We start from the raw sequence: 25,984 nt of genomic DNA, 5'->3' as shown, positions 1-25,984 counted from the left end.
GTCCGGCTTATTCCTGCTGATCGGCCCGGAGGTCTTCCGGGATGGGCAGCTCTGAAGGTAACGGAATCGGGCGGCGGCCTCGTCCGGATTGGAACTGCTTCAGCTGATAGACGTAAGCCAGTATCTGCGCCACGGCGGTAAAGAGCCCTTCCGGGATCGGCGTATCCAGTTTTGTGGAGTAGTAAACCGCCCGTGCCAAGGCTGGAGAGGATACCACGGGTACCTCATGCTCGCGCGCAATTTCTCTAATTTTCAATGCGATCTCGTCGGTTCCCTTGGCCACAACCAGGGGCGCATTGTTGACGCTCTTGTCGTAACGTACCGCCACGGAATAGTGGGTCGGGTTGACCACCACCACGTCCGCCTTGGGCACCTCCGCCATCATCCGGCGCTGGGCCATCTCCCGCTGAAGCTGACGGATCTTGCCCTTCACCTCCGGCTTACCCTCGGTCTGCTTGTACTCGTCCTTGACCTCCTGCTTGGTCATCTTCAGCTGCTTGTTGTGATTCCACAGTTGATAGGGGGCGTCGATAACCACGATCAGCAGCAGTGAGGCGCAGAGCAGCACAAACAGTTTCAGCAGCAGGGCCAGGGCGTCCCGCACCGCCCCCTCCGGGTTGCCGGTGGAGAGTTTGAGGATATCGTCGAAGTTGATGCTGAGCAGCGCCCAGGCCACCAGGGCAATCACCGCGAACTTGGCGATGGACTTGACCAGTTCCACCAGCGCCTGAAGGCCAAACATACGCCTAAAGCCGGAGAGTGGACTCATCTTGGAGGCTTTGGGCGCTGCCGCCTGCCAGCTGAAACTCATCCCGCCCAGACCGATGTTGCCGAGAAACGCCGCCACAAACAGCACCAGAACAAACCCCAGCACCGGCACCGTCAACTCCGAAAGAATGCGGCCAAACAGCAGGCTGATCTCACCCAGGTCATACACCTCGGCCCGACTCAGTTCGAACTGGCGTTTGGCTACTGTCAGCAACGCTTCGCCAATCTGCCCGCCCATCATCAGCATGGCTGCCGCCGCAGCCACCAGCACGGCGGCCGTGCCCAGCTCTTTCGAGCGGGGAACCTGACCCTTCTCCCGGGCCTGCTGGCGCCTTCGGGGTGTCGCCTCCTCTGTGCGATCCTGACTGCTGTCGTTCTCCGCCATCAGGGCACCTCACAGTTGAGTTTCAGCAGGTCGCAAATCAACACCTGGCCCGCGTCCCAGACGCTGTAGAAGTGGGTCAGCACCCCACCAAGGGTGAGCCACAGAATCAGCAGGCCAGAGAGCATGGTGATGGGGAAGCCGATGGCAAAGATGTTGAGCTGGGGCGCCGCCCGGGTCATCACGCCGAAGGAGAAATTGATCAACAGCAGTGCGGTGGCGGCGGAGAGAGCCAGGGTCAGGGCGCTGGCAAACATCAGCCCGCCGAACTTGACGATGGCGTCCAGGCTCTCGGGCGAAAGGCCCTCACCGATGGGCAGCGTTTCAAAGCTGGCCACCAACATTCGGATCATCAGCAGGTGGCCATCGACACCGAAAAACAGCAGTGTGCTGAGCAACAGATAGAACTGGCCCACCAGCGGCACCTGCTGGCCGTTGCTGGGGTCCACCATGGAGGCAAAACCGAGGGAGGTTTGCATACCGATGATCTGGCCTGCCAGCACAAAGGTGTTGAGCACCAGTACTGAAACAAAGCCGATGGCGATGCCGATCACCACCTGCTGGGCCGAGATCAGAAACCCCTGCGCACTGAGCAGGTCGACCTGAGGCGGGGGAGGAAGAATGGGCGCCACCGCAGCGGTGATCATCACCGACAGCAACAGGCGAACCCGGGCGGGCACCGAGCTGCCGCCGATGGTCACCATCACCATGATCATGGCGCTGATGCGAAACAGCGGCCACAGCACACTGCGCAGCCAGTCAAAGACGATGGGGAGCGGATACTCCATCGCGCCGCCCTACCCCACCATCTGGGGGATCAGCGCCACCATGTCGTACATCAGTTCCATCAGGGTGCGCACCAGCCAGTGGCCCAGAAACATCATGGTGACCAGGGTGACCAGCAGACGAGGCAGGAAAGAGAGCGTCTGTTCGTTAATGGAGGTGGCAGCCTGGAACACCGCCACAATCAGACCCACCACCAGGCCAGGCACGATGATGGCGCTGACCATAATGACGATCACCTGAAGAGCGTGACGAAAGATGTCGACAAAGGCCTCGGGGGTCATGGGCCCCCCAGACCAAAGCTGGTGGCCAGGGTGCCCATCACCAGGTTCCAGCCATCCACCAGCACAAACAGCATGATTTTAAACGGCAGGGAAACGATCATTGGCGACAGCATCATCATACCCATCGCCATCAGCACTGAGGCCACCACCAGGTCGATCACCAGGAAGGGCACAAACAGCATAAAGCCGATCTGGAAAGCGGTCTTCAGTTCTGAGGTGACAAAGGCGGGGATCAGCACCGTCATCGGCACCTCATCCACTGAAGCGATATCAGTTCGGCCGCTGATCTCGATAAAGGTGTTGATGTCGGTGATGCGGGTCTGGGAGAGCATAAAGTCTTTAACCGGGGCCTTGGCCCGGTCCAGCGCCTCCAGCGCCCCAATCTGCTCGCCCATATAGGGCACCAGGGCATCCTCATACACCCGGTCCAGCACCGGCGTCATGATAAACAGGGACAGAAACAGCGCCATCCCCAGCAACACCTGGTTGGAGGGGGTTTGCTGCAGGCCGAGCGCCTGACGCAGAATCGCCAGCACCACGATGATGCGGGTGAAGCTGGTCATCAGGATCACCATCGCAGGCAGGAAGGTGAGCAGGGTCATCAGCCCGAGGATCTGCAGGCTGACGCTGTACTGCTGAGAGCCGTCCGGACCCGTGGTCAGGGTGATCGCCGGGATGCCGGGGTCCGCCAAAGCCAGGCTGGGCGCCAGTGCCGCAACCAGGGCCAAAAGGGGCAGGAGAATGCGGCGCACGTCAGGACTCCCGCTTCTTGTTGAACTTGGCCAGTACCGAGGCAAACTGCGGAGCCTGAGCGGTCTCCAGCGGCTGCTCCAGCTTATCGAGCAGCGTGACATTCTGAGCGGTGATGCCCACCAGATACTGCTGCTCTCCCACCTGGATCACCGCCACCCGCTCCTTGGTGCCCACCGGCATCATCGCTACGGTTTTGAGCGGGCCGCCAACGGTATTCGGCAGATTAAAGCGCCGCGCCAGTACTGCCAGAATGATGATCAGCGCCACCACACCCAGCAGACTGGCGACCATGGTCGCCATCTGGTCGTTGGCACCAGCCGGAGCCGCTTCCGCCGCCTGGGCGACAGAGGATACGGCGACCTGAGACAGGGCAATCAAAGACGCCACAATGGAGGTTCGGGCGCTCATCGCAGCTTCTTGATGCGTTCGGTCTGGCTGATCACGTCGGTCAGACGGATACCAAACTTGTCGTTCACCACCACCACCTCGCCGTGGGCCACCAGCGTGCCGTTAACCATCACGTCAAGGGGTTCGCCCGCCACACGATCCAGCTCCACCACGGAGCCCTGGTTGAGTTGCAGCAGGTTACGGATGCTGATCTGACTGCGTCCCACCTCCATGGAGATGGTCACCGGAATGTCGAGAATGGCGTCCAGTTTGCGCTGTTGATCCGCATCCTTACCCACCGGAGCATCAAACTGCTCGAATTCGACGGTTTCGGCCTGCTCTTCCAGAGCCGCCGCCCAGTCGTCCGCCAGCAGATCCTGGTCATTCGGGTCGTGATCGTCGGTCATCGTTCACCTTCTTGTACGGAGTTATCTTCCAGCCCATCGATGGTGATCGAGGGCTCCAGCGCCACGGCGCCATGTCGGTTGATCAATTGCAATTCGTTCTTGTAGGACTTGGGTCTGGGGATGCGCTCTTCAATCCGCACCGCCACGTTATCGCCCTTGCGCCCCAATTTGCCCCGGAACGTGGGCAGGTCTTCAATGCGCACCAGCATATGCTCCGGCATCTCAACCGGGATGATGTCCCCCGCCTTCATCTCCATGATGTCGCGCAGGGTCAGCTCCTGTTCCAGCAGCATGGTGGAGAGGTCCACCGGCACGTCCATGATCTCGTCCTGAAGCGCTTTGGCCCAGCGCATGTCGGTGTCCTGTTTATCACTTTGAACACCGGCGTCGAGCAGCTCACGGATAGGCTCAATCATTGAGTAGGGCAAGGTGATGTGGAAGTCACCGCCGCCCCCATCCAGCTCAATATGGAAGGAGGAGACCACCACCACTTCGGTGGGGCTGACGATGTTAGCCATCGCCGGGTTCACTTCGGAATCCAGGTACTCGAACTCGACATCCATTACCGGTGCCCAGGACTCTTTGTAATCCTCGAACACCGTCTTAAGCAGCAATTGGATAATGCGTCGCTCGGTGGGGGTAAACTCCCGGCCCTCAATCTTGGCCTGGAACCGCCCATCCCCTCCGAAGAAGTTGTCCACCAGGATAAACACCAGACGGGCTTCCATGGTGATAAGGCCCGTGCCTTTCAGCGGACGGAAGCGCACCATATTCAGGCTGGTGGGGACAAACAGGGTATGAACGTACTCGCCAAACTTGACCATCTGAACGCCGTTGATCGACACCTCGGCGTTGCGGCGCATCATGTTGAACAAGCTGATCCGCAGGTGGCGGGCAAAACGCTCGTTAACCAGCTCCAGGGTCGGCATCCGACCACGGACAATCCGATCCTGGGAGGTAAAGTCATAGATGGTGGCGCCTTCGCGGTCGTCGAGAAGGTCATCCTCCTCAACCTCATCGACACCATGAAGCAGCGCATCGATCTCGTCCTGACTCAGCAGATCGCTCATCGCTTCTCCCTATTGCATCACGAAACCGGTAAAGAGCACCCGCTCAACCTGGGGCTTACCGGTAATGGATTGCAGTGCATTCTGAACATTGAGCAGGGCCTGAGTACGCAACTCATCCTTGCCCTCTTTGCGCCGGATCTGGGCCGCATCTGACGCACTGAAGGTGGTCAGAAGGGTGTCTTCAATCAGGGGAATGTGCTTGCGGGCCGCGCTCTGCGCATCGGTGCCACGTACCTGAAGCTGCACCTTAATCTGCACCAGATGGGTTCGGTCCGGCCCCGGAAGATTGAACAGGAATGGCCGGGGCATCGGAACGTAGAGCGCCCCGTCCTGCGCCAGGCCGGGCTTAATCTGATTGCTGGACAGAGCTTGAGTCGGGTCGCTGACCTCATCGCTGCCACCCAGCATCGACACCACGCCGAATACGGCGGCAATCAGCAACAGTACGCCTGCGCCAATCGCAATCATCCACTGAAGCCGGCGTTTGCCCGGCGCGGTTCCTACATCCACTTGTAGTGTGTCGTCTGCCATTTTCTGCCCAAAAATACGCGTGTTACTGTCAAATCGGCGGCTAGGTTAGCACAGGGGATCTCAGGCGTAGAAATCAATGCCGCCTTCTGCATTCCGGTTGCTTATCTGGTGGGCAACCAACTCCTCCTGAGAGGCCGATTCTCCACCAGTCCCAGCCGAACCACCCCGGGATTCTGATTGTCCTCCGGACTGCTGCTGAGAGACATTGGCGTCCGCCAATTGAATCCCCTGCCCCTGCAACATCTCCCTCAGCCGCGGCAGTGCCTGTTCAAGCAGGTCGCGGGCCTGAGCGTTCTGAGTCTGTATCTGTACCTGAGCCTGGTCACCGTTCATCTGGATCCGCACCTGAAGCGCCCCCAGTTCCGGCGGGTCCAGGCGCAGTTCCGCAGTGAGCCGCTCACTGTTGATCATCACTGCAAGCCGCTCGCGCAGCTCCGGGGCGAGGCGCTCCGCCGCCACCGGTTGTCGCATCAGGGCAGATTCGGCTCCCACCGGGGCGCGAGTGCTCTGCCGCTGTGCGGATTCCGTGTTCAGAATGCGGTGATGGTCGCCGTCCGGGCCATCACCCAGATCCAGCGAGAGATCCGATCCGGTGTCCGCGCTGGCCGCCGTCCCCTCAGGCGTGTTCATGGCCCCTTGTGCGGCCATTGCAATCGCTGCTGACTGGCCACTTGCCGTCAGGCCACCACCCGCGCTAGAGGGGGAGGTCGCACTGCTGAGGCTGACGCCTTCAGCACCTACCAGCTTGCTCTCCACTCCGGAGTCTGCGGACAGTTCGCTACCGAGATTGCCAACCGGGATGCCTGAGTTGAGGTTCGATTGCCCCAAAGAAGCGGCCATTGGCTCCGCCCTGTGTCCTGTTGGCTGCGCCACAGCATCCAGAGTCTTGCCAGCTGCGGCAACAACGGACGGCACCCCATCAGCCGAGCCCGGTTTCGCTTCCGTCGCCGCTTGGCCTGATTCCAGACCATCCGGCTTTAATGCAGCATCATCCTTGGTCATCGTGTCCAGCGGTGCCGATGCGGTCAGTGACTCCGCAGCCAGCTTACCGACCGGTTCTACAGTGGGTTCAATAGCGGGTTCAGCGCCATCCATTTGACGCTTGGCTTTGTCCAGTGCTGCCAACTGCGACAGCAACTCATCGCTATCAACGGTACTCTCCAGCACGTCACCCTCAACCCGGGAAGACGGCATCAACGCGTCCGGGGTCTCCTCCAGCAGCACTTCACTGCCACCCAGCCCTGTCGGGGTGGCAACAGCTTGCCGCTTCTCCCCGGCCTCGGACAATTCGCTGCCAGAGTCGGCGCCAGTGTCCTCACCTGATATTGCCTGCTCGCCCGGTAACGCCTTCACCTGCTCAACCAGAGAGGCGCGCTCCTTTTCAGAGGGGATCTTATCGGCGCTGTCATCGCTGCCAGACTGCGTCTGCTCTGCGTCCGCCACCAAAGAGGCAAAAAGGGAGCTTTCTGCTTGCTCTCCCTCTTCGGCACGCTGATTAAGCGCACCGCCCGTGGCTGGGACGGCAGAGATCGGCGGCGCGATCAGATTGGACATGCTGTGGGATCCTGACACTGTCGATGAATGGCCAGGTTTAATGCAATAACCAGGCCATTACAAAGGTCGCTGAGTTGACGAGGCTTTAGCGCTGGCGACGGACAAACTGTTGCAGGGCAAACTCATCCAGCTCCCGCTGGCCTCGTTTCTCCGCCAGCGTCCGCGCCCGGGCATCCGCCTTGTTGATCAACAGGGCGATCGCCTGTTGCCTCTGGTGCGCCTGTTGCCATAAACCCTGACGCTGCTCCGCCGCGGCTTCCGCCTGACGCAGGCGCGCCATATGCTGAGTGATCGCCGCATCCAGTTTGGCGATAAAGTGGTGGTACTGCTGGTAGTGGGAGGCGTGCAGCGTGGTGCCCGCCTGCTGCTGGGCCTGTTTGACATAGTCCCAACGGTAGTTTTGCAGCTGAGTCAGCTGTTGCTTAAGGGCCTGGACGGCGGAGTTGGCACTGCGAAGATCCAGCGCCGCCTTCTCCAGCGCTTTATCGGCCATCGCCAGCACTTGGGCCAGCTGTTTCGGATCGCTCATGAGGCGCTACTCAACCCCGGCACTGGGCCGCCAGACGGGCCAGTTGGGTCAGACTCTGCTCGTAATCCACCGGAGACTTCATCGCCTGACGGAGGAAAGAGTTGAACGCGGGCTGCATGGCGATCGCCTTATCTACCTGGGGATCGGAGCCGGCACTGTAGGCACCGATGGCGATCAGGTCCTGGTTTTGCCGGAAGGCCGACCACAGCTGTTTGATCAACTGCGCCGCTTCAAGGTGCAGCGGTTCGGTCACCATCGGCATCACCCGGCTGATGGACGCCTCAATGTCGATGGCAGGATAGTGCCCGCTCTCCGCCAAAGCGCGGGAGAGTACGATGTGGCCATCCAGAATGGCGCGGGCCGCATCGGCGATGGGGTCCTGCTGATCATCCCCTTCGGTCAGCACCGTATAGAAGGCGGTAATGCTGCCCTGGCCTGGCCCACCGTTACCTGCCCGCTCCACCAGTTGGGGCAGACGGGCAAATACCGACGGCGGGTAACCCTTGGTGGCCGGCGGCTCGCCAATGGCCAGGGCGATCTCACGCTGCGCCTGAGCGTAACGGGTCAGGGAGTCCATCAGCAGCAGGACGTTGTGGCCCTGATCGCGGAAGTGCTCGGCAATTCGGGTGGCGGTTTCGCAGGCGCGCAAGCGCATCAGGGGGCTGGTGTCCGCCGGTGCGGCCACCACCACGGCGCGGGCCCGCCCTTCCGGCCCGAGGATCTCCTCAATGAACTCTTTGACCTCCCGGCCACGCTCACCCACCAGGCCCACCACGATCACATCCGCATTGGTGCCCCGGGTCATCATCCCCAACAGTACGGATTTGCCCACGCCCGAGCCCGCAAACAGGCCCATCCGCTGCCCCTGCCCCACCGTGAGCATGGCGTTGATGGTTCTGACGCCAACGTCGATGGGTTGATGGATGGGACGGCGAGCCATGGGGTTGAGCAGGGTGGCGTGATGGGGGGCGCGATCCCGGGTGGCAATGGGCCCCATGCCGTCCAGCGGCTCGCCATTGCCATCCAGCACCCGACCCAGCAGTTCCGGGCCGACAGGCAACCCCTGACGTTGCCCCATCGGTGTCACCCGGGCGCCGGGAAGCACCCCTTTGAGTTCCTCCACCGGCATCAGGTAGAGCACCTGGTCGTCAAAGCCGACCACCTCGGCGGTCAGTTGACCACTGAGGGTTTCGATTTGGCACAGGGAGCCGACGGGTGCACGGCAACCGACCGCTTCAAGGGTCAATCCCACCACCCGCAACAGTTGGCCGGAGGCGACCGGCGCCAGGCTCTGGACATTGTTGTGCCAGGCCTGGACCCGCCGACGCAAACGCTCACTGCGCAGGGTCATGGGAGGGCTCTTCGGGGCTGGGCTCAGAGGGCGTTGTGGCCGCGTCACTTTCCTCAGCAGCGGGCTCAGCTGCCGCTTCGGCACGGGCGGACGCGGGGTTGGGATAAGGGGGTTCTTCAACCGGATCACGAGGGCGTTGAGCGAAGGTTTCCAGCACCTTACGCAGGCGGTCATCCCCCAGCATCGGCACTTCGCTGCGCTCGGTGTTCAGCACCAGAGAACCGGGGTTCAGGGTGGGCTCAAGCACCAGTTGCCACTGGCGCTGGGCCAACGCCTCTTCACCAAAGGTGTTGGCGATCAGCGTTTTATCCCCTTCGCTCGCCTGAATGGCGACGCTCTGACGTTGAGAGGGCAGCGCATTAATGCCCAGACGCAGGGCTTCCAGAACCGCCTCCGGCGAGGTTTTCAGCTCCACCTGAACCACCGCCTGAGCCAGCCTCATCGCCAGGGTTACCAGCTCGCGCTCCACCTGTTCATCCACCGCTTCCAGCGGGGAAATCAGTTCACCCAGCAGTTGGTCCCACTGGGCGGCACGGGCATCAATTTCGGCACGACCCGCTTCGAGGCCCTGCTCCAGTCCCTGCTGATAACCCTCAGTATGGCCCTGCTCCGCCCCTTTGAGGCGCCCCTCCTCCAGGCCCTTGGCCTCACCCGCCGCTTTGCCTTCGGCAAAACCGTCCTGGTAGGCGTCCTCACGGATCGACTCAATCTCTTCCAGCGTCGGAGGGGGCGGCAGTGCCTCCTCCTCTTCCACCTCTACCGGGGCAGAGAGGGTACGATGCAGCGCACTCTCAGCGGGTTGAGCATCAGGGTCCGCCATATCCGGCAGCGCCCAGTCCCGGGTTTCCACCAGGCCGGCTCGCAGAATGCGGGGGTTGAGGGTGTCGCTCATCGATTACAAGAACTCTTCGCCGCCACCGCCACCGAGCATCACCTCGCCAGCGTCGGCCAGTTTGCGGGCGATGGCCAGGATCTCCTTCTGCGCCGCTTCCACTTCGGACAGACGGATCGGACCCATCGCTTCCAGATCGTCCCGCACCAGTTCCGCCTGGCGCTTGGACATGTTGCCCAGAATCTTCTCTCGCAGGGTGTCGTCGGCGCCCTTGAGAGCGCGGATAAGCACGTCCTGCTGTACTTCGCGGAGGATGGTCTGGATGCCGCGGTCGTCCACATCGGAGAGGTTTTCGAACACGAACATCAGGTCCTGGATCTGCTGGCCCAACTCTTCGTCGGTTTCGCGGATCGACTCCATCAGCATGCTTTCGACGCCGGTATCCATGTAGTTCATGATGTTGGCCGCCGCCTTCAGGCCGCCCATCTTGGCCGCCTGGGCACCGGACTGACCGGCGAACTGCTTCTCCATGATGTCGTTCAGTTCCTGCAGCGCCGCCGGTTGCACCTCTTCCAGGTTGGCAATTCGCAGCATCAGGTCGAGACGCACTCGCTCGGTAAACTGACTGAGGATCTGGGCAGCCTGATCCGGCTCCAGATAGGAGAGCACGATGGTCTGGATCTGGGGGTGCTCGTTGCGGATGATGTTGGCCACCTGACGGGCATCCATCCACTTGAGTGAATCGAGCCCTTTGGCACCGTGCCCCATGACAATCTGTTCAATCAGGTTGCCCGCCTTATCCTCACCCAAAGCGTGGGTTAGGGCCTTACGGACGAAGTCTTCACTGTTCAGACCGATGGAGGAGAACTGCTTGATCTGCTCCAGAAACAGCCGATGCACGGCCGTCACTTTTTCCTGACTGAAATCGCGCATCCCCGCCATCGCCATGCCCACTTTCTGGACCTGCTTAGGCTCCAGATTTTTCAGGATCTGGGCGGCATCTGACTCACTCAGGGAGAGCAGCAAAATGGCGGTTTTTTCGATGCCGTTCAGCTTGGCCACATCAAAACTGTTGCCCGCTGCCGGCGTTTTAGAAAGCGCTTGCTCAGCCATCTTCGTTCAACCAACTCTTGATCACTTGGGTGGACAGGTCTGGCTCATTGGCCACCAGGGCACGAATGGCCCGCAACATGTCATCGTCCTTATGAAGATCGGGCAACAGAATCGACCCATCTTCGGCGTAGGAGTAATCGCCATCCGACTGGCTCAACAAGCCAAGGGTCTCCGCCGCGTACTGGTCTTCCAGTTCGGCCAGCGCACCCAAACCGTTAGCGCCCGCCTCCTCTTCCTTCGCCTGCTGCGGATTGATCAGGCGTTTGATCATCGGTCGCACCACGACCATCAGCAGTACGAACAGTCCCAGTGCGCCCAAGGCGTATTTCACGGCACGCCAGAACCAGGCCTGCTCATAGATCGGTACATTAATCGGGGCCAGCGCCAGGTCTTCCGCAAAGGGAACGGAAACCACTTCCAGCACGTCGCCACGGGCCGCATTGAAGCCGACACTGCCCATCAGCAGTCGACGGATGTTCGCCAGTTCGTTGTCAGCCAGCGGCTGCATGGTGTCGACGCCATCAGCACCGGGCACAGACTTGTAGTCCACCGCAACGGAGAGAGTAACCCGACGCACGGTGCCCACCTGTTGCCGGGTGTGGCTGATGGTGGAATCGAGCTCATAGTTACGGGTCACTTCACTGCGGTTGCGGCCCTGGGCCAGTCGTTCATCCTGCCCCTGCCCTCCCACTTCCTGCGGAATGTCGGACGCGATGGGGGGCTGATTGGTCAGAGCGCCGGGGATCCCAACCGGGCCGGAGCCGTTCTGGTTATCCTCTATCAGCATCTCGCTGCGCACCGCAGGCAGGTCCGGGTTGTAGCGGCGGGAGGTCTCCTCCACCGCTGAGAAATCCATGGTGACGTCCACCTGGGCGCTGTATTTGCCCAGCCCCAGCACCGGAATCAGTATGCTGTCGATCTTCTCGCGGTAGAGTTGCTCCTGCTGAACCCGCAGCTCCAACTCCCGGCGCCCCTGGGCGGAGATGCCATCCTGGCTACCGGAGTTGAGCAGGCGGCCATGCTGGTCGGTCACGGTCACGCGGGCAGGCTTCAGCCCATGTACGGCGGAGGCCACGATGTCGACTATGGCGTCCACCTCAGACTGGCGCAGTTCACTGCCCCGGTTCAGGGTCACTACCACGGTGGCCGAGGGCTCACGCTGTTGGCGGGCAAACACGTTTTGCTGCGGCAACGCCAGAATCACACGGGCGCGCTGGACACTGCGCAACTCCTCAACGGCGGAGGCCAGGGTCTGTTCCTGGCTGTGTTTTAGACGCGCCTGCTCCATCCGCTGGCTGACACCAAACCCACTGTCCTGATTGAGGAAATCCTGCTGCTGACGAGCCGGGCCCAGACCGTTACGGGTGAGCATCAGACGGATATCGGAAAAGCGGTCTTCGGGAACAGAAAGGGTGTTGCCCTCAAGCTTGTAGGGCAGTTTCTGCTGATCCAGGAAATCCAGGGTATCGATTAACTCCTGAGTCTCCATCTGACCCAGCGGCCGATAGGCCGGCTCCTGGGCCCAGATCATCAGGAACACCGCAATGGCAAGGCTGATCGCCAGCGCCAGGATAAGGCTGATTTGACGAAGGACGTCGGTATTGCCAAGTGAAGAGAGGGGACTGACCTTATTCTCCTCAATTTCCGCACCGGCACCTGCATTGCCACCGCCGGTGACAGCGGCCGGCATGGTGTTGCCGCTGTCATTGATCATCAATTCGGTTGACGTATTCGCCTCAGCCACCGCATTACCTCAGGCCGGTTACACCGGCATATTCATGATTTCCTTGTACGCTTCGACCAGCTTATTGCGCACCTGTACCGTGGCTTCAAACGCCACGCCTGCCTTTTCTTTTGCGATCATGGTGTCAGACAGTGACACCCGGGTATCGCCCAGCTCGAGCCGGGTCGCCAGATCACTGGCGTTCATCTGAAGACCATTGACATGATCAATGGCATCGGTGAGGAAGGCGGAGAAGTCCTGCTGTGGCTTTACTGGCGCCAGTTCTGCACTGCTTCCAGCCTCACGGGCCAGGCTCTGCATCTCCACCAGTAAGGGATTGTTCCCGATCTCCATTCCCATAATCCTTGTATCAGTCAAACCATTGACGAGCCAAATTGCACCGCATTGTAATGCAAGGGACTTGCCAGTTCAGCATATTTACTGGCAAAGCCGTCACTTAGGGGAGAGCAATCCCCGCCTCGCGCATTTTGGCCAACTTGTAACGTAAAGTCCGTGGGCTGAGTCCCAAACGCTCCGCCACCGCTTTACGGCTGCCCTGACAGGCCGCCAGAGCATCCAGAATGATCTGGAACTCCTGATGCTTCAGTTCGCTGCCCAGATCCTCGGCAACCGGCTGAGGTGCCCGAGGGGTAGCCAGGGGGGTACTCACTACCGGTATGCCGCTCTGGCCATCGAGGAAGAGGTCCGCTTCGGTCAGGGTCTCGCCCTGGCACAGGATCAACGCTCGCTGGATAACATTGTCCAGTTCACGGACATTACCGGGCCAGGGGTGGCCAAGCAGTTTGCTGCGCGCCTCCGCCGCCAGAGTCGGTACGGCACGGCCGCTGCGACTGGCGTGACGGGCGATCAAATGTTCTGCCAACGGCAGAATGTCCCCAGGCCGCTGGGCCAGTGGAAGCCAGGTCAGGGGGAAGACATTCAGCCGGTAATAGAGGTCTTCGCGGAAACGTCCTTCCTCCACAGCAAGGCGAAGATCCCGGTTGGAGGTGGCCAGCACCCGCACATCCAGAGACAGGGTTTTGCGACCACCAAGACGCTCCACTTCACGCTCCTGCAGGACCCGCAGCAGTTTGGCCTGAAGGTTAAGATCCATCTCGGTGATCTCGTCCAGCAAAATGGTGCCGCCCTGCGCCTGCTCGAACTTACCGGGGCAGGCCTGAACCGCACCGGTAAACGCCCCCTTTTCATATCCGAACAGGGTCGCCTCCAGCATGTTTTCCGGAATGGCAGCGCAGTTCAGGGCGACAAAAGGACGATCACAACGGGCGGATTGGGTATGGATAAAGCGCGCCAGCACCTCTTTGCCGGAGCCACTGGGCCCGAGCACCATCACCGAGGCATCGGATTGGGCGACACGGGCAGCCAGGTCCAGCATCTGCTGGCTCTGAGGGTCACCAACCACCGGGCTGTCCGCAGATTGGGGTACCGACACCAGGTAGCGGCTGATCTGGTCCAGCAGCACCTGGGGCGCAAACGGCTTGGCCAGATAATCGTTGGCACCATAGCGCATCGCTTCAACCGCCGCGTCGATGCTGCCGTAGGCGGTCATCAACAGAATCGGCAACCGACTGTTCTGGGCCCGCACGGTTTTCAGCAGGGTCATCCCATCCATGCCTGCCATCTGCACATCGGAGATCATCAGGGCAATCGGGTGCTGCTTCAGTTGCACCAACGCCTCGTCACCATTGCCCGCTTCGACACAGCGGTAACCACCCAGCATCAGCGTGTCCACCAGCGCCTCTCGCAGGCCGAGATCGTCTTCGACGACCAGGATGAGGGGGTTAGTCATGGTTCGTATCCTTCTCGTGCTCCCCGGGCAGGAGCAGCGTAAATCCGCTTCCCTGTCCCGGAACCGATTGCAGTTCCAGCCGACCGCCATGCGCGCGGCAAACCGACTGCACTACGGCCAACCCAAGGCCGGTACCGTTGGCCTTGGTAGTAAAAAAGGGGGTCATCACCCGGGCTTGTTCCTGAGCGCTCATGCCCTTGCCGTTATCCAATACCGTCAGGGCGACAAACGCGCCCTGTTGGCTGGCCTGAAGACGCAAAGCCGTAGCCCCCGCTTCCAGGGCGTTGTTGACCAGATTCTGCATCGCGCTGACCAGCGCATCCGGGTTCGCCTGCAGCCAGATGGGCTGAGGACAGTGCCAGTCCAGAGTGGACTGACGCCGCTCCAGCACAGCTTCACAACTGGCGTTGAGGCGCTCGAACAGCTGCTGTGCAGACACCCGCTCCTGAGCCTGGGTGTGCCCGCCTCGGGCGAACAGAAGCAGGTCATTGACCCGCTGCTCCAACTCGCCGAGCCGCGCCATCAGTTTGTCCTGAAAGCGGCTTCGCCCGGCCTCATCGAGGTTGCGGTTGCCCAGATTGGCGGCGTACAGGAGTGCAGCGGAAAGCGGGGTACGGATCTGATGCGCCAGTGAAGCGGCCATCTTTCCCAACGCCGACAGCCGCTGCATGTGCGAAAGGTTCTGTTGGAGTTGGCGGGTTTCGGTCAGGTCGGTCAGCATCAGCAACTGGCCCGGCTCCGGGTCCAGCGCCCGGGTCGCCAGACGGACCCGCCGACCATTTTTCAGAGAGATTTCGTGGCCATCATCGGCCTGAGGGGCGAACGCCCGGCTGATGACGGCTCGCCAGGGCTGTCCCAGCAGTGGACCATCAAGCAACTCAATGGCCTGGGGGTTGGCTTCCACCACAACGCCCGCCTCATCCAGCACCACCAGGCCCGCTGGCAGCAGTTGCATCAGGTGGTTCAGGCGACTTGCCGCGCGCTGGGCATCATCAAGTTGTGGCTCCGCAAGGGCTTGCGACATACCGCTATCCGTCAAAAAAACGCTGTTAATCCTTTGGTTCTGCAGGGATATGCAGATTCTGTACCAGAAAAGGGTTGGAGCTGAGAGGGAGAGGGGGGTAAGCCGGTCGGCTTACCCCTCTTTGGAAAGGCCGTATTTGCGCATCTTCTCTACCAGGGTGGTACGGCGCATCCCCAGCAGTTCTGCAGCGCGTGCCACGACGCCGCTGCCCTGGTCGAGAGCCTGGCGGATCATATCGACCTCAAGCTCTGCCAGCATATCTTTCAGGTTAACGCCGTCCTCGGGCAGTTCATTGTTGAAGCGCTGTTCGGGGATCTCGACCGGCTCTTCACCACTGAACAGAGCCGCCAGCGCGTCCCGCTCCTGCATCTCTTCAGGGTACTCCGGGGTAAACTCCGGCACTTCAACATGACGATACTTGGTAGGCAGGTCGTTGACGTCCACCAAACCGCCCGGGAACAGAATCACCATCCGTTCAACCAGGTTGGAAAGTTCACGGACGTTACCGGACCAGGGATGCTCAACCAGAGAGTCTATGGCCCGCTTGGTAAAGCGTACCGTGCCTTTGCCCTCCCCTTCGATGCGGCTGACCAGTTCATTGAGCAGCAGCGGAATGTCCTCAGCGCGATCGCGCAACGAGGGCATCTCGATGGGGAACACATTGAGGCGGTAGTAGAGATCCTCACGGAACTCGCCATCAGCGATCATCTTCTCCAGATCGCGGTGGGTGGCAGCGACGATCCGGACATTGGACTGAATCGACTTGTTGCCGCCAACCCGCTCGAAGCAACGCTCCTGCAGAACCCGCAGGATCTTCACCTGCATATGGGGCGGCATGTCGCCAATCTCATCCAGAAACAGGGTACCGCCCTCGGCCAACTCAAAGCGCCCCTTTCGGGTCGCGACGGCTCCGGTAAAGGCGCCCTTCTCATGCCCGAACAGCTCACTTTCCAGCAGGTCTGGCGGAATCGCGCCACAGTTCACCGGAATAAAGGGGCCGTCACGATGAGACGAGAGATAGTGAATGTTGCGGGCAACCACCTCTTTGCCGGTACCGGACTCACCGGTCACCAGCACGCTGGCGTCGGTCTGCGCGACCTGTGCCAATAGGTGACGAACCTGGGAGATCGCTTCACTTCGTCCCACCAGGGAACGAAACAATTTGGTCTGATTCGGACTGGTGGGCGCGACTTCGTAACGCACCCGTTGGTAGACCTGACAATAATGGAGCAGTTCGGTGATCTGACCGTAAGCGAACGGTTCATCCAGATGCCCAACCAGATTGGGTTGTGTCAGGAATGGGGAACCCAGTGTCAGAAAAGGCTGGCGAGAATGGCGCTTTAGCAGCGGCTCCAGTTCGAGATCACCTTGAGGGGTTCCGCCGATGATCACGGATCGAAAGCGCTCCGTGGCGAGACGATTCGCCAACGCCGAAAAGTCGGCATGCTCGACTGGCTCTCCGAGAAACTCCAGCAGGTAGCTGAGTTTCTGGCGGCGAGCATCGTCGCTGTCTACAAGCAATATGCGCTGATCAATCTGCATGGTTATGCTTACCGGGGTAGATTCCCTTCGCCCTGGCCAGTTCTCTTTATTGTAGATAAGTGAGTATCGGACGGGTTTCTCCCGCCTTCGAATGCGAGTTAGCTGGGCTCATTGTAACGAGCCAATCCGTCTTAGCAAGCCGAGAAGACACTGCCGATTACTTTTCAACCCACAGAAAAATCGGACCTTCCTGACGGGAGTCGACCAAGGCACTGTAAAACTGAAACCATGAGGTCAGATGACCAGAGTGAAACGGTCATCTGACAATTTGTATCCCGGTTGTTTACGCCGGCTTTTTCAGATTGTGTTGTTCAACGGGAATGGCGTCCCAGCCGGACTTCACTGTGCGCAGCAGGTCAACTACCTCAAGCAACGCCTCAACGTCACTGTTCTGATTCGCGACCACCAGACGGCGCATCATATAGTCATACATGGCAGACAGGTTCTGAGCGATTTCCCCACCCTGCTCAAAATCCAGAGCCGCCTGAAGATGCGCGATGATCTCCATGGTACGGCTGATGAGCTCACCTTTTTTGCCCTGCTCTCCCTGCTCTGTTGCTAATTTGGCCTGCAGCAGCTTGTCGATGCTGCCACCCAGCAGCAGTTGCACCACCTTATGGGGGCTGGCCTCGGCGGCCTGACTGCTGATGTTGACCTTGTTGTATGCCTTCAGTGAGCCTCGCATTAGCCTCTTCCTGCTTCTATTTGCTGATAGGTTTGGACCTGTTTACGGCCCTTTCGATAGCCGCCCAGCCGCATGCGCTGGTCGGCCAGGTGTTGGTTGGCCTGAATGGTCAGGAACTGAGTCAGCTTTAGCTGTTCCTGAAGCCATTCCGGGTTTTGTCCGAGCTCGGTGGTCATCAGGCCCTTCAGAGCCACTTCCCGGGCATCCAATTCATCGGTTAGCTGCGCCAGCAGTAACTCTCGCTGTTCATCATTGGCCTCAGCCAGCCCCTTGAGGGCTGACTCGATCCGTTGATTCAGTTCAGCCAGTGTCTGTTCGGTCGCCATCATCATTTCGTTTTCACCAGGCCTGGCAAGCTGCTAAGTCGATCGGTCAGCATCGCCGCCTGAGAATTCAGCTGGTACACCACGGCATCCATGGCATTGAACTGTTTGAACAGACGCGCTTCGTACGCCGCCATTTGACGACCCAACTGCTCACGATCGCTTTCAATACGGTCAAGTTGACTCTTCAGGGTGTCATCCCGGCTGGAGAGCAGGCCGCCGGTCTGGGTGTAAACGTCGATGGTGCTGTCGAGGCGATACGCCAAGCCGGTATCTTCGGCGGCGAACAACTGAGCCAGGCTGGACATGTCGTTTTCCAGCGCCTCTTTAAACTTGTCGTCGTCGATCTCAAGCTTGCCATAACGGTCAAAGCTGACGCCGAATTGGGAGAGCGCGCCTTTCTCTCCATTACCCAGGTCAAAGCTGCTGCTCATCACATTCCGCATCTGGCTGGTGATGGATCGGGGCAGGCTGTCCCCCTGTAGCGGACCGGCAGCTTCGGTTTCCGGGTCATAAGCGGTCAGGGCGCCGATGGACTCCTGCAGCTTGTTGTACGCCTCAACAAACTCCTCTACCGCCCCCTTGGCGCCCGAGGCATCCTTGGTAACGGTGACCTTGGTGGTCTTACTGAGATCCGCATCTTTGAGGTTGAGTGTGACGCCCTGAATCGCCCCTTTAACCTCATTGCTCTGTGAGGTCACGTCCAGGCCATCGATGGTCAGGGTCGCATTAGCTGCTGCGACCAACTCCTCCATCGCCCCGAAGGTATCGGTCAGTCCGGTGCCGGTGGTATCGGTGGCGGTGACGGAGATCTGATTATCAGTACCGGTTTTATCCGAGCTCATCACCAGGCGGGGACCGTTGTCTCCGGTAATGATGGTAGCGGTAACCCCCGGATTGTCTTCAGAGCTGTTGATCTTGGCGGCGATGTCCGCAAGGGTGTCATCCGCTTCCACTGCCAGGGTCATGGACAACGGATTACCATCGTCATCCACGCCAGCAGTGATGGTCAGTGAACCTTCGCCAATGGGGGCGTCCGGATCAGACACGGTGGCAGAGCCTACTTTGTGGCTCTCTGCCAGAGACTTCACCACGACATTGTAGGTACCCGGCGTCGCCGTGCTGCTGGCACTGGCGCTCAGGTAATCGCTCAGGTTGGTTGAGGCCTTCCGCTTGTCGAAGGTTTCCAGGTCCTGAAGTTTCTCCAGTTTGTCCTGAAATTCACTCATCGCGGACTTGAGGGTGCCGATGGCAGAGATCTCTGTTTGTACCGTTGCCTCGCGCTTGTCCAGCGTGACCTGGCGTGGCACAAAGCTGGCATCCACCAAGGCGGAAACGATGCCATTAATGTCCAGTCCGGAACCAATACCTGCGGCCGTTAAGCCCATATCAACATCCTTAGGCGCACACGCCTCTGGCCCTTATCAGGCCTCGGTTTCAACCAACATGCCGGTGAGATCCGACAAACGGGCGGCAAGTTCCAACACCTCTTCGGCAGGAATTTGCCGGATCACCTCGTCGCTGGCGATGTCTTTTACCACCACCACATCCCGACCGGTATCCTCGTCAACGTGGAAAGAGAGACCTCGTTGGATCCCGCCTACAAAATGCTCCAACTCCTCGGCAATGCGGCTGAGCTGGTCTCTGTCCATGCCAGCGCCCTGAGACTCGGTATTTTGCGCTGCAGCGCTGACCGCCCCCGGTGTCGCGTTAGAGACCGGCTGGGCAGCACCACTGACGCCAGCGTTTTGCGTGCTCGCTGCCGCCGCTGTGGTTTTAAAAGCAGGATCCGTACCAGAAAGACCCAGCGAATCGATGCCATTCATCTTTTATGGACTCCTTGTGGTGTGCCGAACGTCCCGTTCCGGCCGTCGCTATCCATACCGTTTGGGTATAAAAAAACGGTAGGGGCGTGCCCCTACCGTCCTTATCGGCCGTCAGTGGCGATCCTTTAGAGCAGGGACAGAGCCAGCTGCGGGATCTGGTTGGCCTGAGCCAGCATTGCGGAGCCGGATTGCTGCAGAACCTGCTGCTTGGTCATCTCAGCGGTCTCTTTGGCGAAGTCCACGTCCTGAATACGGCTGCGGGCGTCGGCCACGTTGGTCTGGATGTTGCCCAGGTTGTTGATGGTATGGCTCAGACGGTTCTGCACCGCACCCAGGTCTGCACGCTGGTTGTCGATCATGGAGATCGCGCCGTCGATGATGTCGATGGCAGATTGCGCGCCGTCAGCGGTGGAGATGTCGATGCCAGCAACGGTGCTCAGAGTGGACTGAGTACCAGTAGTCGCTTCAGCACCACCAGCAATGGTGAAGGCGGAGTTGGAGGAGAAGCTCAGTACGCCGTTGGCGGTACCAGAAGCGGTCGCGTCATAGGCAGTACCCACAGCAGCACCATCAACCACGGCTTTTACGCCAATGGCTTCAGAGCCACCACCACCGGTGAAGGTGGCTGCACCAAAGTCCATGTCGGCACCAGAGTCGCTGGTGATCTGGACCTTACCTTCCACAATGCTGGCGCTCACGCCGGTGGTGGAGGATTGGGCGTTGATCTGATCAACCAGGTCCTGCTCGCTGGCTGCGCCGGCAACGGTTGCGCCACCGATGGCCCAGTCCATGGTGCCGCCGTCAAAGTTCAGGCCGTCCAGCTCAATGGTGTTAGAGGCGGTGGCGGATACGCCAGTGGTGCCGCTAACGTCGTTGATCTTCTTCGCCAGGGTGGCAGCGTCATCAGTCGCTTCAACAGCGATGTCGGCGGTGTTGCCGCTGGTGCTGTTGGTGATGGTCATGGTGCCAGCGGTGTACGCGGCAGTGCCATCATCCACTACGCCTGCAACGGTGCCAACGGTCTGGCCAATCTGGCTGGAACCAATGGAACCGGAGTCGGTGCTACGCAGCGCAATGTTGATGGTTTCGTTGGCGTTGGAACCCACCTGGAAGCTCTGGCTACCGTAGGTACCGTCCAGCAGTTTCTGACCACCGAAAGAGGTGGTGTCAGCAATACGGTTCAGCTCGGTCTGCAGGGCAGAGATCTCTTTCTGCATCGCAGCGCGGTCATCGCTGGAGTTGGAGCCGTTAGCAGACTGCAGGGACAGGTCACGCATACGCTGCAGGATGTTGGTGGACTCCTGCATGGCGCCTTCGGCAGTCTGGGCGATGGAGATGCCGTCGTTGGCGTTACGCATCGCCACATCCAGACCGCGAACCTGAGAGGTCAGACGGTTGGAGATCTGCAGGCCTGCCGCATCGTCTTTGGCAGAGTTGATGCGCAAACCGGAGGAGAGACGCTCCATGGAGGTTTGCATGCTGGAACTGGCGCTGTTCAGATTGCGCTGTGCCGTCATGGAAGTGACGTTAGTGTTTACTGTGATTGCCATGGATGGTCTTCCTCAGTACAGATTCAACGATGTAACTCATCGATTTTCAGTGCTTTACCGCACCGCTTTCCCTTACACCCGCTGTTTCGGCCCGAGGAATAGGCCCTTAAGGAAAAAACCTTAAAAAATCGCCACTTTTACCTTTGCTTAACCACCCAAAAACCAACAAAAAACCAAACCATATTCAGCGCTACGATTTTTACCAACACGCAACAGAAAAACGAAAGGCAATCGCCTTCCGTTTTTTGGCATCGACCGAAGTCGACTTCTCACCCAGTTCACACGGCCAGCTGTAAGGGAAAGCGGTGTGCTCTGTCTGAGGAGAGAGGGGGCTGCGCCCCCAATCCGTTTTACAGCAGGGACAGGGCCAGCTGCGGGATCTGGTTGGCCTGCGCCAGCATGGCGGAACCAGATTGCTGCAGCACCTGCTGCTTGGTCATCTCTGCGGTCTCCTTGGCGAAGTCCACATCCTGGATACGACCGCGGGCGTCAGCCACGTTGGTCTGAATGTTACCCAGATTGTTGATGGTGTGGCTCAGACGGTTCTGCACCGCACCCAGGTCAGCACGCTGGGAATCGATACCACCGATGGCCGCATCGATTACGGCGATGGCGTTCTGGGCGCCAGCAGCACTGGAGATGTCGATGGAGGCCACGTCATCCAGGTTGGAGGTCGCGCCGCTGGTGATCTCACCCTGCAGAGTACCGCCCAGAGTGAAGGACTCAGCGGAGGTCAGAGTGATGCTGGCGTTCACTTCGGAATCCGCACCAGCAGCCACGTTGGCACCATTGAAGTCAACAGAACCGGCGGTACCGCCGCTCACACCCACACCGTCCACGTTGTTCGCGGTCAGGCTGATGGAGTCAGTCGCGCTGTCGTAAACCGCATCGTAACCGGCTTTGGCAAGGTCTTCAGCCAGGAACTTGGTGGAACCGGCGTAGTTGGCCAGGTCAAAGGTATCGGTGCCGACAGTCAGAGTAGCGTCAGAATCGGCGGTCAGGTTCGCGATGGTGGTGCTGACGGAAGCTTCCGCCTTCACACCGGTACCTGCCGCATTGATGGCATCAGCCACAACAGTAGCGGTGTCACCAGCGGTCAGGGCGATGTCCGCTTTACCGTTGGAACCGTTAACAATCAGGTTGCCGTTGGCAGACACACCGGCAAAGGCACCCGCAGTAGTAGCAGTACCGAAGACGGTACCGGCACCGGAGATGGTGTTGGCGCCGATGGCATTGGCGGATACGTCGCCCAAAGTGATGCCAATGGTTTCGTTGGCGTTGGCACCCACCTGGAAGTTCTGGCTACCGTAGCTGCCGTTCAGCAGGTTCTGGCCACCGAAGGAGGTGGTTTCGGCGATACGGGTCAGCTCAGTCTGCAGAGCGGTGATCTCTTTCTGCATGGCTGCACGGTCATCGGCGGAGTTGGAGCCGTTGGCGGACTGCAGGGAGAGGTCACGCATACGCTGCAGGATGTTGGTGGATTCCTGCATGGCGCCTTCAGCAGTCTGGGCAATGGAGATGCCGTCGTTGGCGTTACGCATTGCCACGTCCAGGCCTCGTACCTGGGAGGTCAAACGGTTGGAGATCTGCAGGCCCGCAGCGTCATCCTTGGCGGAGTTAATACGCAGACCTGAAGAGAGACGCTCCATGGATTGCTGCATATTGGCGCTGGAAGCGTTCAGGTTACGTTGAGCCGTCATGGAAGTGACGTTGGTATTTACGGTGATGGCCATAACTTAAGGTCCTCTTTCGCTGTTCGGCCTTCCCTTGTGCGGTGCCGGCCATATCAAACACTCAACCTGTTTATCGCCCACCCCAAACTTTGCTTTAACGCTTTTTTGATCTTTTTAACAACCTGCTGATCCAAAAGCATTTTTATTGATCCGTCAGCAACCTTTTGAACACAAAAAAAGCCAGCGCGGTGCGCTGGCTTTAACAAGGGCGATACAGCTCAGAGGCGAATGCCGCCATCCACCTCCACCACCCGACCACTGAAGTAGTCGTTGGCCAAAATGAACTCCACGGCGTGCGCCACCTCATCCGGCTGGCCAAGGCGCCCTACCGGAACCATCTTCTCAAGGCGTTCCAGCGCTTCCGGTTTCATGGCCGCGGTCATGTCGGTGGCAATGACACCAGGCGCAACGGCGCCGGTCCGAATGCCAAAGCGGGCCAGTTCTTTCGCCCAGGAAACGGTCATCGCCACCACACCCGCCTTGGAGGCGGAGTAGTTGGTCTGCCCCATATTGCCGGAGCGTGCCAGAGAGGAGATGTTGATGATCACCCCGGCATGGCCGGACTCAATCATCAGGGCGGCCGCCTCCCGACCACAGAGGAAAGTGCCGGTCAGGTTCACATCGATCACTGACTGGAACTGAGCCAGGGACATCTTGTCGCTGACCTTGCCCTCTTTCGCTTTGATCAACAGGCCATCCCGCAACAGACCGGCGTTATTAATCAGCACATCCAGAGCGCCAAAATCCCGGCGGATGGCATCAAAGGCCCCTTCCACCTGAGACTCGCTGGTGATGTCCAGGGTGTAGCAGCGGGCTTCAATGCCTTCAGCGGCCAGGGTGCTAACCGCACTTTCCAGCTGTTCGCCATTGATGTCCAGCAGCGCCAGACGCGCCCCCTGGCGACCCAGTCGCTGTGCCATCGCCAGTCCCAAACCCTGGGCTCCGCCGGTGATGGCGACGATCTTATTGGTAAGTTCCATATCCGTTACCTCGCCTGAGATCAGGCGTCCTTTTCAAACTGTTCGAAGATGCTGGAGAAATCCCGCTTGCCGTTACCCGCCGCCGCGTGCATCCGATACAGGCTGGTAGCCAGCGCCCCCATTGGTGTGGCGCTGCCACTTTGAGTCGCGGTCTCCATCGCCAGGCCGAGATCCTTGGCCATCAGGTCCACCATAAAGCCTCCCTGGTAGCCATTGCTGGCCGGAGTCGCTTCCATCACCCCCGGGCAGGGGTTGTACTTCTCCAGGGTCCAGTTACCACCGGAGCTGACCTTCATGATTTCCGAGAGCACCTTGGGATCCAGACCATGATGACGACCCAGTTGCAACGCTTCACTGGTGCCCACCATCAGTACGGAGAGCAGCATGTTGTTGCAGATCTTCGCGACCTGGCCCGCCCCCGGTCCGCCAGCATGAAAGATGTTGGCGCCCATCTGTTCCAGCACCGGCTTTGCCGCTTCATATCCGGCATCGCTGCCGCCGCAGATAAAGGTCAGTGTTCCCGCTGCCGCACCGGCGGTACCACCGGAAACCGGCGCATCCACGAACTCCAGCCCTTTGGCCGCTGCCGCTTCTGCGACCGTCACGGCACTGGCCGCATCGATGGTTGAGCAGTCGATCAACAAGGTGTCGCTGGCGACGGTATTGATGATCCCCTCCTCACCGAGGTAGAGGCTGCGCACATGCTTGCCCGCCGGCAACATGGTGATCACCACGTCCGCTCCGGCCACGGCGCCACAGACGCTGTGACAGGCGAAGGCGCCCGCTTCCGCCAGCGCGTGTACCGCTTCCTGGTTCAGGTCAAATACGCGAACGCTGCGACCGGCTTTTACCAAGTTGCGAGCCATCGGCCCGCCCATATTTCCCAAACCGATAAAGGCGATGGTGGTCATGATTGGGTCTCCGTCAGGTCGGCCAGGGGATGGGTATCCCATGGGCTGGTTAACATCTGGGCCATCAGTGAGGCAGGTACCGACGCAATGTCGTGATAGCGCCACTGGGGTTGCCCATCCTTGTCGATCAGGAGAGCCCGAACGCCCTCCACAAAATCCCCCAGTTCCGCACAGCGCACAGACCAGATCAGCTCCCGCTGGAATACGGTTTCCAGCGGCAGATCTCCGCAACAAGTGAGCTGGTGCCAAACCAGATGCGCGGTAATGGGGCTGCCCGCCAGGAAGCTCTTACGGGCACGCGCCAACCACTTATCTTCCGTATCCAGAGCCGCCATTCGCTCCGCGATCAACTCCAGGCTGCTGCCCGCCATCAGTTCATCGATCAGGGCCTGGGATTCGTGCAGTGTGCTGTGCGGCATCTGTGGCAGGTCCTGCTCCTCAATGCCACGCAGGTAACCGCTGAGCAGGTCATGGTTGGCGCGGGGATCCTCCTGCCAACCCAGGGTCAGTAGGGATTGCAGCAGGTTGTCCCGGCGCTCGCTGGAGACCAGATGATCCGCCAGCCCAACGTAGCGGACATCGGCGCCGTTCATGCTGTAGCCGGTCAACCCCAGGAAGCGACCACAGTGGCCCGGCATGCGGTTGAGGAACCAGGTGCCCCCCACATCCGGATAGAGTCCGATGGTGATCTCCGGCATGGCGATGCGGGAGGTTTCGGTCACCAACCGGTGGCTGGCACCCGCCATCAGGCCCAGACCGCCCCCCATCACAATGCCGCTGCCCCAGACGATAACAGGCTTGGCATAGCGATGGATCAGGTAGTCCAGGCGGTATTCCCGGGTAAAGAACGCCTCCACTTCCGGAGTCTGCTCACCGGGATGCTCCGATGCGGCTTGGTGCATGGCGCGAATGTCGCCGCCCGCACAGAACGCCTTCTCACCGGCACCCTGCAGCCAGACGCAGACGATGGCCTCATCCTCCTGCCAGCTCTGCAGTTGAGCCTGAAGTTGGTCCACCATCTCCAGAGAGAGGGCATTCAGCGACTTCTCGCTGTTCAGGGTGGCCACACCAATCTGGCGTCCGTTATCCGCAGTCAGAACGGAAAAAAGCACTGGCGCTGTCATCGTGGTGGT

Annotated in this window: 27 protein-coding genes; all 27 read right to left on the bottom strand. The window is 59.9% G+C overall.

Annotation, left to right across the window (positions count from 1 at the left end; translation table 11 throughout):
- Nucleotides 1-7: 7 nt before the first annotated feature.
- Nucleotides 8-1,153, bottom strand: a complete 1,146-nt coding sequence (gene flhB, locus KUV52_RS08845; RefSeq protein WP_222525579.1) for a flagellar biosynthesis protein FlhB — start codon at nt 1,151-1,153, stop codon at nt 8-10.
- On the bottom strand, nt 1,153-1,938 hold the full coding sequence (gene fliR / locus KUV52_RS08840) for a flagellar biosynthetic protein FliR (RefSeq protein WP_222525578.1): 786 nt from the start codon (nt 1,936-1,938) through the stop codon (nt 1,153-1,155). The genes flhB and fliR overlap by 1 nt, the downstream gene beginning before the upstream one ends.
- A 9-nt stretch (nt 1,939-1,947) precedes the next feature.
- Nucleotides 1,948-2,217 carry a flagellar biosynthesis protein FliQ gene (gene fliQ, locus KUV52_RS08835; RefSeq protein WP_222206196.1) on the bottom strand — a complete coding sequence of 90 codons (270 nt, stop codon included), beginning with the start codon at nt 2,215-2,217 and terminating at the stop codon, nt 1,948-1,950.
- Entirely contained in the window at nt 2,214-2,969 is a 756-nt protein-coding gene (gene fliP, locus KUV52_RS08830) for a flagellar type III secretion system pore protein FliP (RefSeq protein ID WP_222525577.1), read from the bottom strand. The genes fliQ and fliP overlap by 4 nt, the downstream gene beginning before the upstream one ends.
- A gap of 1 nt (nt 2,970) precedes the next feature.
- On the bottom strand, nt 2,971-3,378 hold the full coding sequence (fliO, locus tag KUV52_RS08825; RefSeq protein ID WP_222525576.1) for a flagellar biosynthetic protein FliO: 408 nt from the start codon (nt 3,376-3,378) through the stop codon (nt 2,971-2,973).
- Nucleotides 3,375-3,764 (bottom strand): flagellar motor switch protein FliN, encoded by a 390-nt coding sequence (gene fliN / locus KUV52_RS08820; protein ID WP_222525575.1) that lies wholly within the window; start codon nt 3,762-3,764, stop codon nt 3,375-3,377. The genes fliO and fliN overlap by 4 nt, the downstream gene beginning before the upstream one ends.
- Nucleotides 3,761-4,834, bottom strand: a complete 1,074-nt coding sequence (gene fliM / locus KUV52_RS08815; protein WP_222525574.1) for a flagellar motor switch protein FliM — start codon at nt 4,832-4,834, stop codon at nt 3,761-3,763. Before fliM ends, fliN begins: the two co-directional genes overlap by 4 nt.
- A 9-nt stretch (nt 4,835-4,843) precedes the next feature.
- Entirely contained in the window at nt 4,844-5,365 is a 522-nt protein-coding gene (fliL, locus tag KUV52_RS08810) for a flagellar basal body-associated protein FliL (RefSeq protein ID WP_222525573.1), read from the bottom strand.
- A gap of 60 nt (nt 5,366-5,425) precedes the next feature.
- On the bottom strand, nt 5,426-6,919 hold the full coding sequence (locus KUV52_RS08805) for a flagellar hook-length control protein FliK (protein ID WP_222525572.1): 1,494 nt from the start codon (nt 6,917-6,919) through the stop codon (nt 5,426-5,428).
- A gap of 85 nt (nt 6,920-7,004) precedes the next feature.
- Nucleotides 7,005-7,448: a flagellar export protein FliJ gene (fliJ, locus tag KUV52_RS08800; protein ID WP_222525571.1), complete on the bottom strand. Its 444-nt coding sequence runs from the start codon at nt 7,446-7,448 to the stop codon at nt 7,005-7,007.
- 10 nt (nt 7,449-7,458) lie between these two features.
- Complete coding sequence (fliI, locus tag KUV52_RS08795) at nt 7,459-8,799, bottom strand: flagellar protein export ATPase FliI (protein ID WP_222525570.1); 1,341 nt, start codon at nt 8,797-8,799, stop codon at nt 7,459-7,461.
- A complete protein-coding gene (locus tag KUV52_RS08790) occupies nt 8,783-9,691 on the bottom strand; it encodes a flagellar assembly protein FliH (RefSeq protein WP_222525569.1) in 909 nt (302 codons plus the stop codon). Before KUV52_RS08790 ends, fliI begins: the two co-directional genes overlap by 17 nt.
- A 3-nt stretch (nt 9,692-9,694) precedes the next feature.
- A complete protein-coding gene (gene fliG / locus KUV52_RS08785; RefSeq protein WP_222525568.1) occupies nt 9,695-10,744 on the bottom strand; it encodes a flagellar motor switch protein FliG in 1,050 nt (349 codons plus the stop codon).
- Complete coding sequence (gene fliF, locus KUV52_RS08780) at nt 10,737-12,488, bottom strand: flagellar basal-body MS-ring/collar protein FliF (RefSeq protein ID WP_409996474.1); 1,752 nt, start codon at nt 12,486-12,488, stop codon at nt 10,737-10,739. Before fliF ends, fliG begins: the two co-directional genes overlap by 8 nt.
- Before the next feature lie 18 nt (nt 12,489-12,506).
- Nucleotides 12,507-12,821 carry a flagellar hook-basal body complex protein FliE gene (gene fliE, locus KUV52_RS08775; RefSeq protein WP_222525567.1) on the bottom strand — a complete coding sequence of 105 codons (315 nt, stop codon included), beginning with the start codon at nt 12,819-12,821 and terminating at the stop codon, nt 12,507-12,509.
- A gap of 103 nt (nt 12,822-12,924) precedes the next feature.
- Nucleotides 12,925-14,277, bottom strand: coding sequence for a sigma-54-dependent transcriptional regulator (locus KUV52_RS08770; RefSeq protein WP_222525566.1), 1,353 nt, complete (start codon nt 14,275-14,277; stop codon nt 12,925-12,927).
- Nucleotides 14,270-15,301, bottom strand: a complete 1,032-nt coding sequence (locus tag KUV52_RS08765; RefSeq protein WP_222525565.1) for a sensor histidine kinase — start codon at nt 15,299-15,301, stop codon at nt 14,270-14,272. The genes KUV52_RS08770 and KUV52_RS08765 overlap by 8 nt, the downstream gene beginning before the upstream one ends.
- Before the next feature lie 111 nt (nt 15,302-15,412).
- Nucleotides 15,413-16,843, bottom strand: a complete 1,431-nt coding sequence (locus KUV52_RS08760) for a sigma-54 dependent transcriptional regulator (protein ID WP_222525564.1) — start codon at nt 16,841-16,843, stop codon at nt 15,413-15,415.
- 283 nt (nt 16,844-17,126) lie between these two features.
- Nucleotides 17,127-17,528, bottom strand: coding sequence for a flagellar export chaperone FliS (gene fliS / locus KUV52_RS08755; protein ID WP_222525563.1), 402 nt, complete (start codon nt 17,526-17,528; stop codon nt 17,127-17,129).
- Nucleotides 17,528-17,854, bottom strand: coding sequence for a hypothetical protein (locus KUV52_RS08750; protein WP_222525562.1), 327 nt, complete (start codon nt 17,852-17,854; stop codon nt 17,528-17,530). The genes fliS and KUV52_RS08750 overlap by 1 nt, the downstream gene beginning before the upstream one ends.
- Nucleotides 17,855-17,856: 2 nt before the next feature.
- Nucleotides 17,857-19,239, bottom strand: a complete 1,383-nt coding sequence (gene fliD, locus KUV52_RS08745) for a flagellar filament capping protein FliD (protein ID WP_222525561.1) — start codon at nt 19,237-19,239, stop codon at nt 17,857-17,859.
- 36 nt (nt 19,240-19,275) lie between these two features.
- Entirely contained in the window at nt 19,276-19,677 is a 402-nt protein-coding gene (locus tag KUV52_RS08740) for a flagellar protein FlaG (RefSeq protein ID WP_222525560.1), read from the bottom strand.
- A gap of 125 nt (nt 19,678-19,802) precedes the next feature.
- A complete protein-coding gene (locus tag KUV52_RS08735) occupies nt 19,803-21,227 on the bottom strand; it encodes a flagellin (protein ID WP_222525559.1) in 1,425 nt (474 codons plus the stop codon).
- A 350-nt stretch (nt 21,228-21,577) separates the two neighbouring features.
- A complete protein-coding gene (locus KUV52_RS08730; protein WP_222525558.1) occupies nt 21,578-22,960 on the bottom strand; it encodes a flagellin in 1,383 nt (460 codons plus the stop codon).
- A gap of 218 nt (nt 22,961-23,178) precedes the next feature.
- Nucleotides 23,179-23,940 (bottom strand): SDR family oxidoreductase, encoded by a 762-nt coding sequence (locus KUV52_RS08725; RefSeq protein ID WP_222525557.1) that lies wholly within the window; start codon nt 23,938-23,940, stop codon nt 23,179-23,181.
- A 20-nt stretch (nt 23,941-23,960) separates the two neighbouring features.
- The gene (mmsB, locus tag KUV52_RS08720) at nt 23,961-24,851 is read right to left on the bottom strand and encodes a 3-hydroxyisobutyrate dehydrogenase (RefSeq protein WP_222525556.1); all 891 of its coding nucleotides are present in this window, start codon (nt 24,849-24,851) and stop codon (nt 23,961-23,963) included.
- On the bottom strand, nt 24,848-25,975 hold the full coding sequence (locus KUV52_RS08715; protein ID WP_222525555.1) for an enoyl-CoA hydratase/isomerase family protein: 1,128 nt from the start codon (nt 25,973-25,975) through the stop codon (nt 24,848-24,850). Before KUV52_RS08715 ends, mmsB begins: the two co-directional genes overlap by 4 nt.
- Between the last annotated feature and the right edge of the window lie 9 nt (nt 25,976-25,984).

The organism is Ferrimonas balearica, assembly GCF_019802055.1.
In the GTDB taxonomy this organism is placed as follows: Bacteria; Pseudomonadota; Gammaproteobacteria; order Enterobacterales; family Shewanellaceae; genus Ferrimonas; species Ferrimonas balearica_A.
Note: the sequence above shows the minus strand (reverse complement) of the source record. Positions and strands in the feature narration are given on the sequence as shown.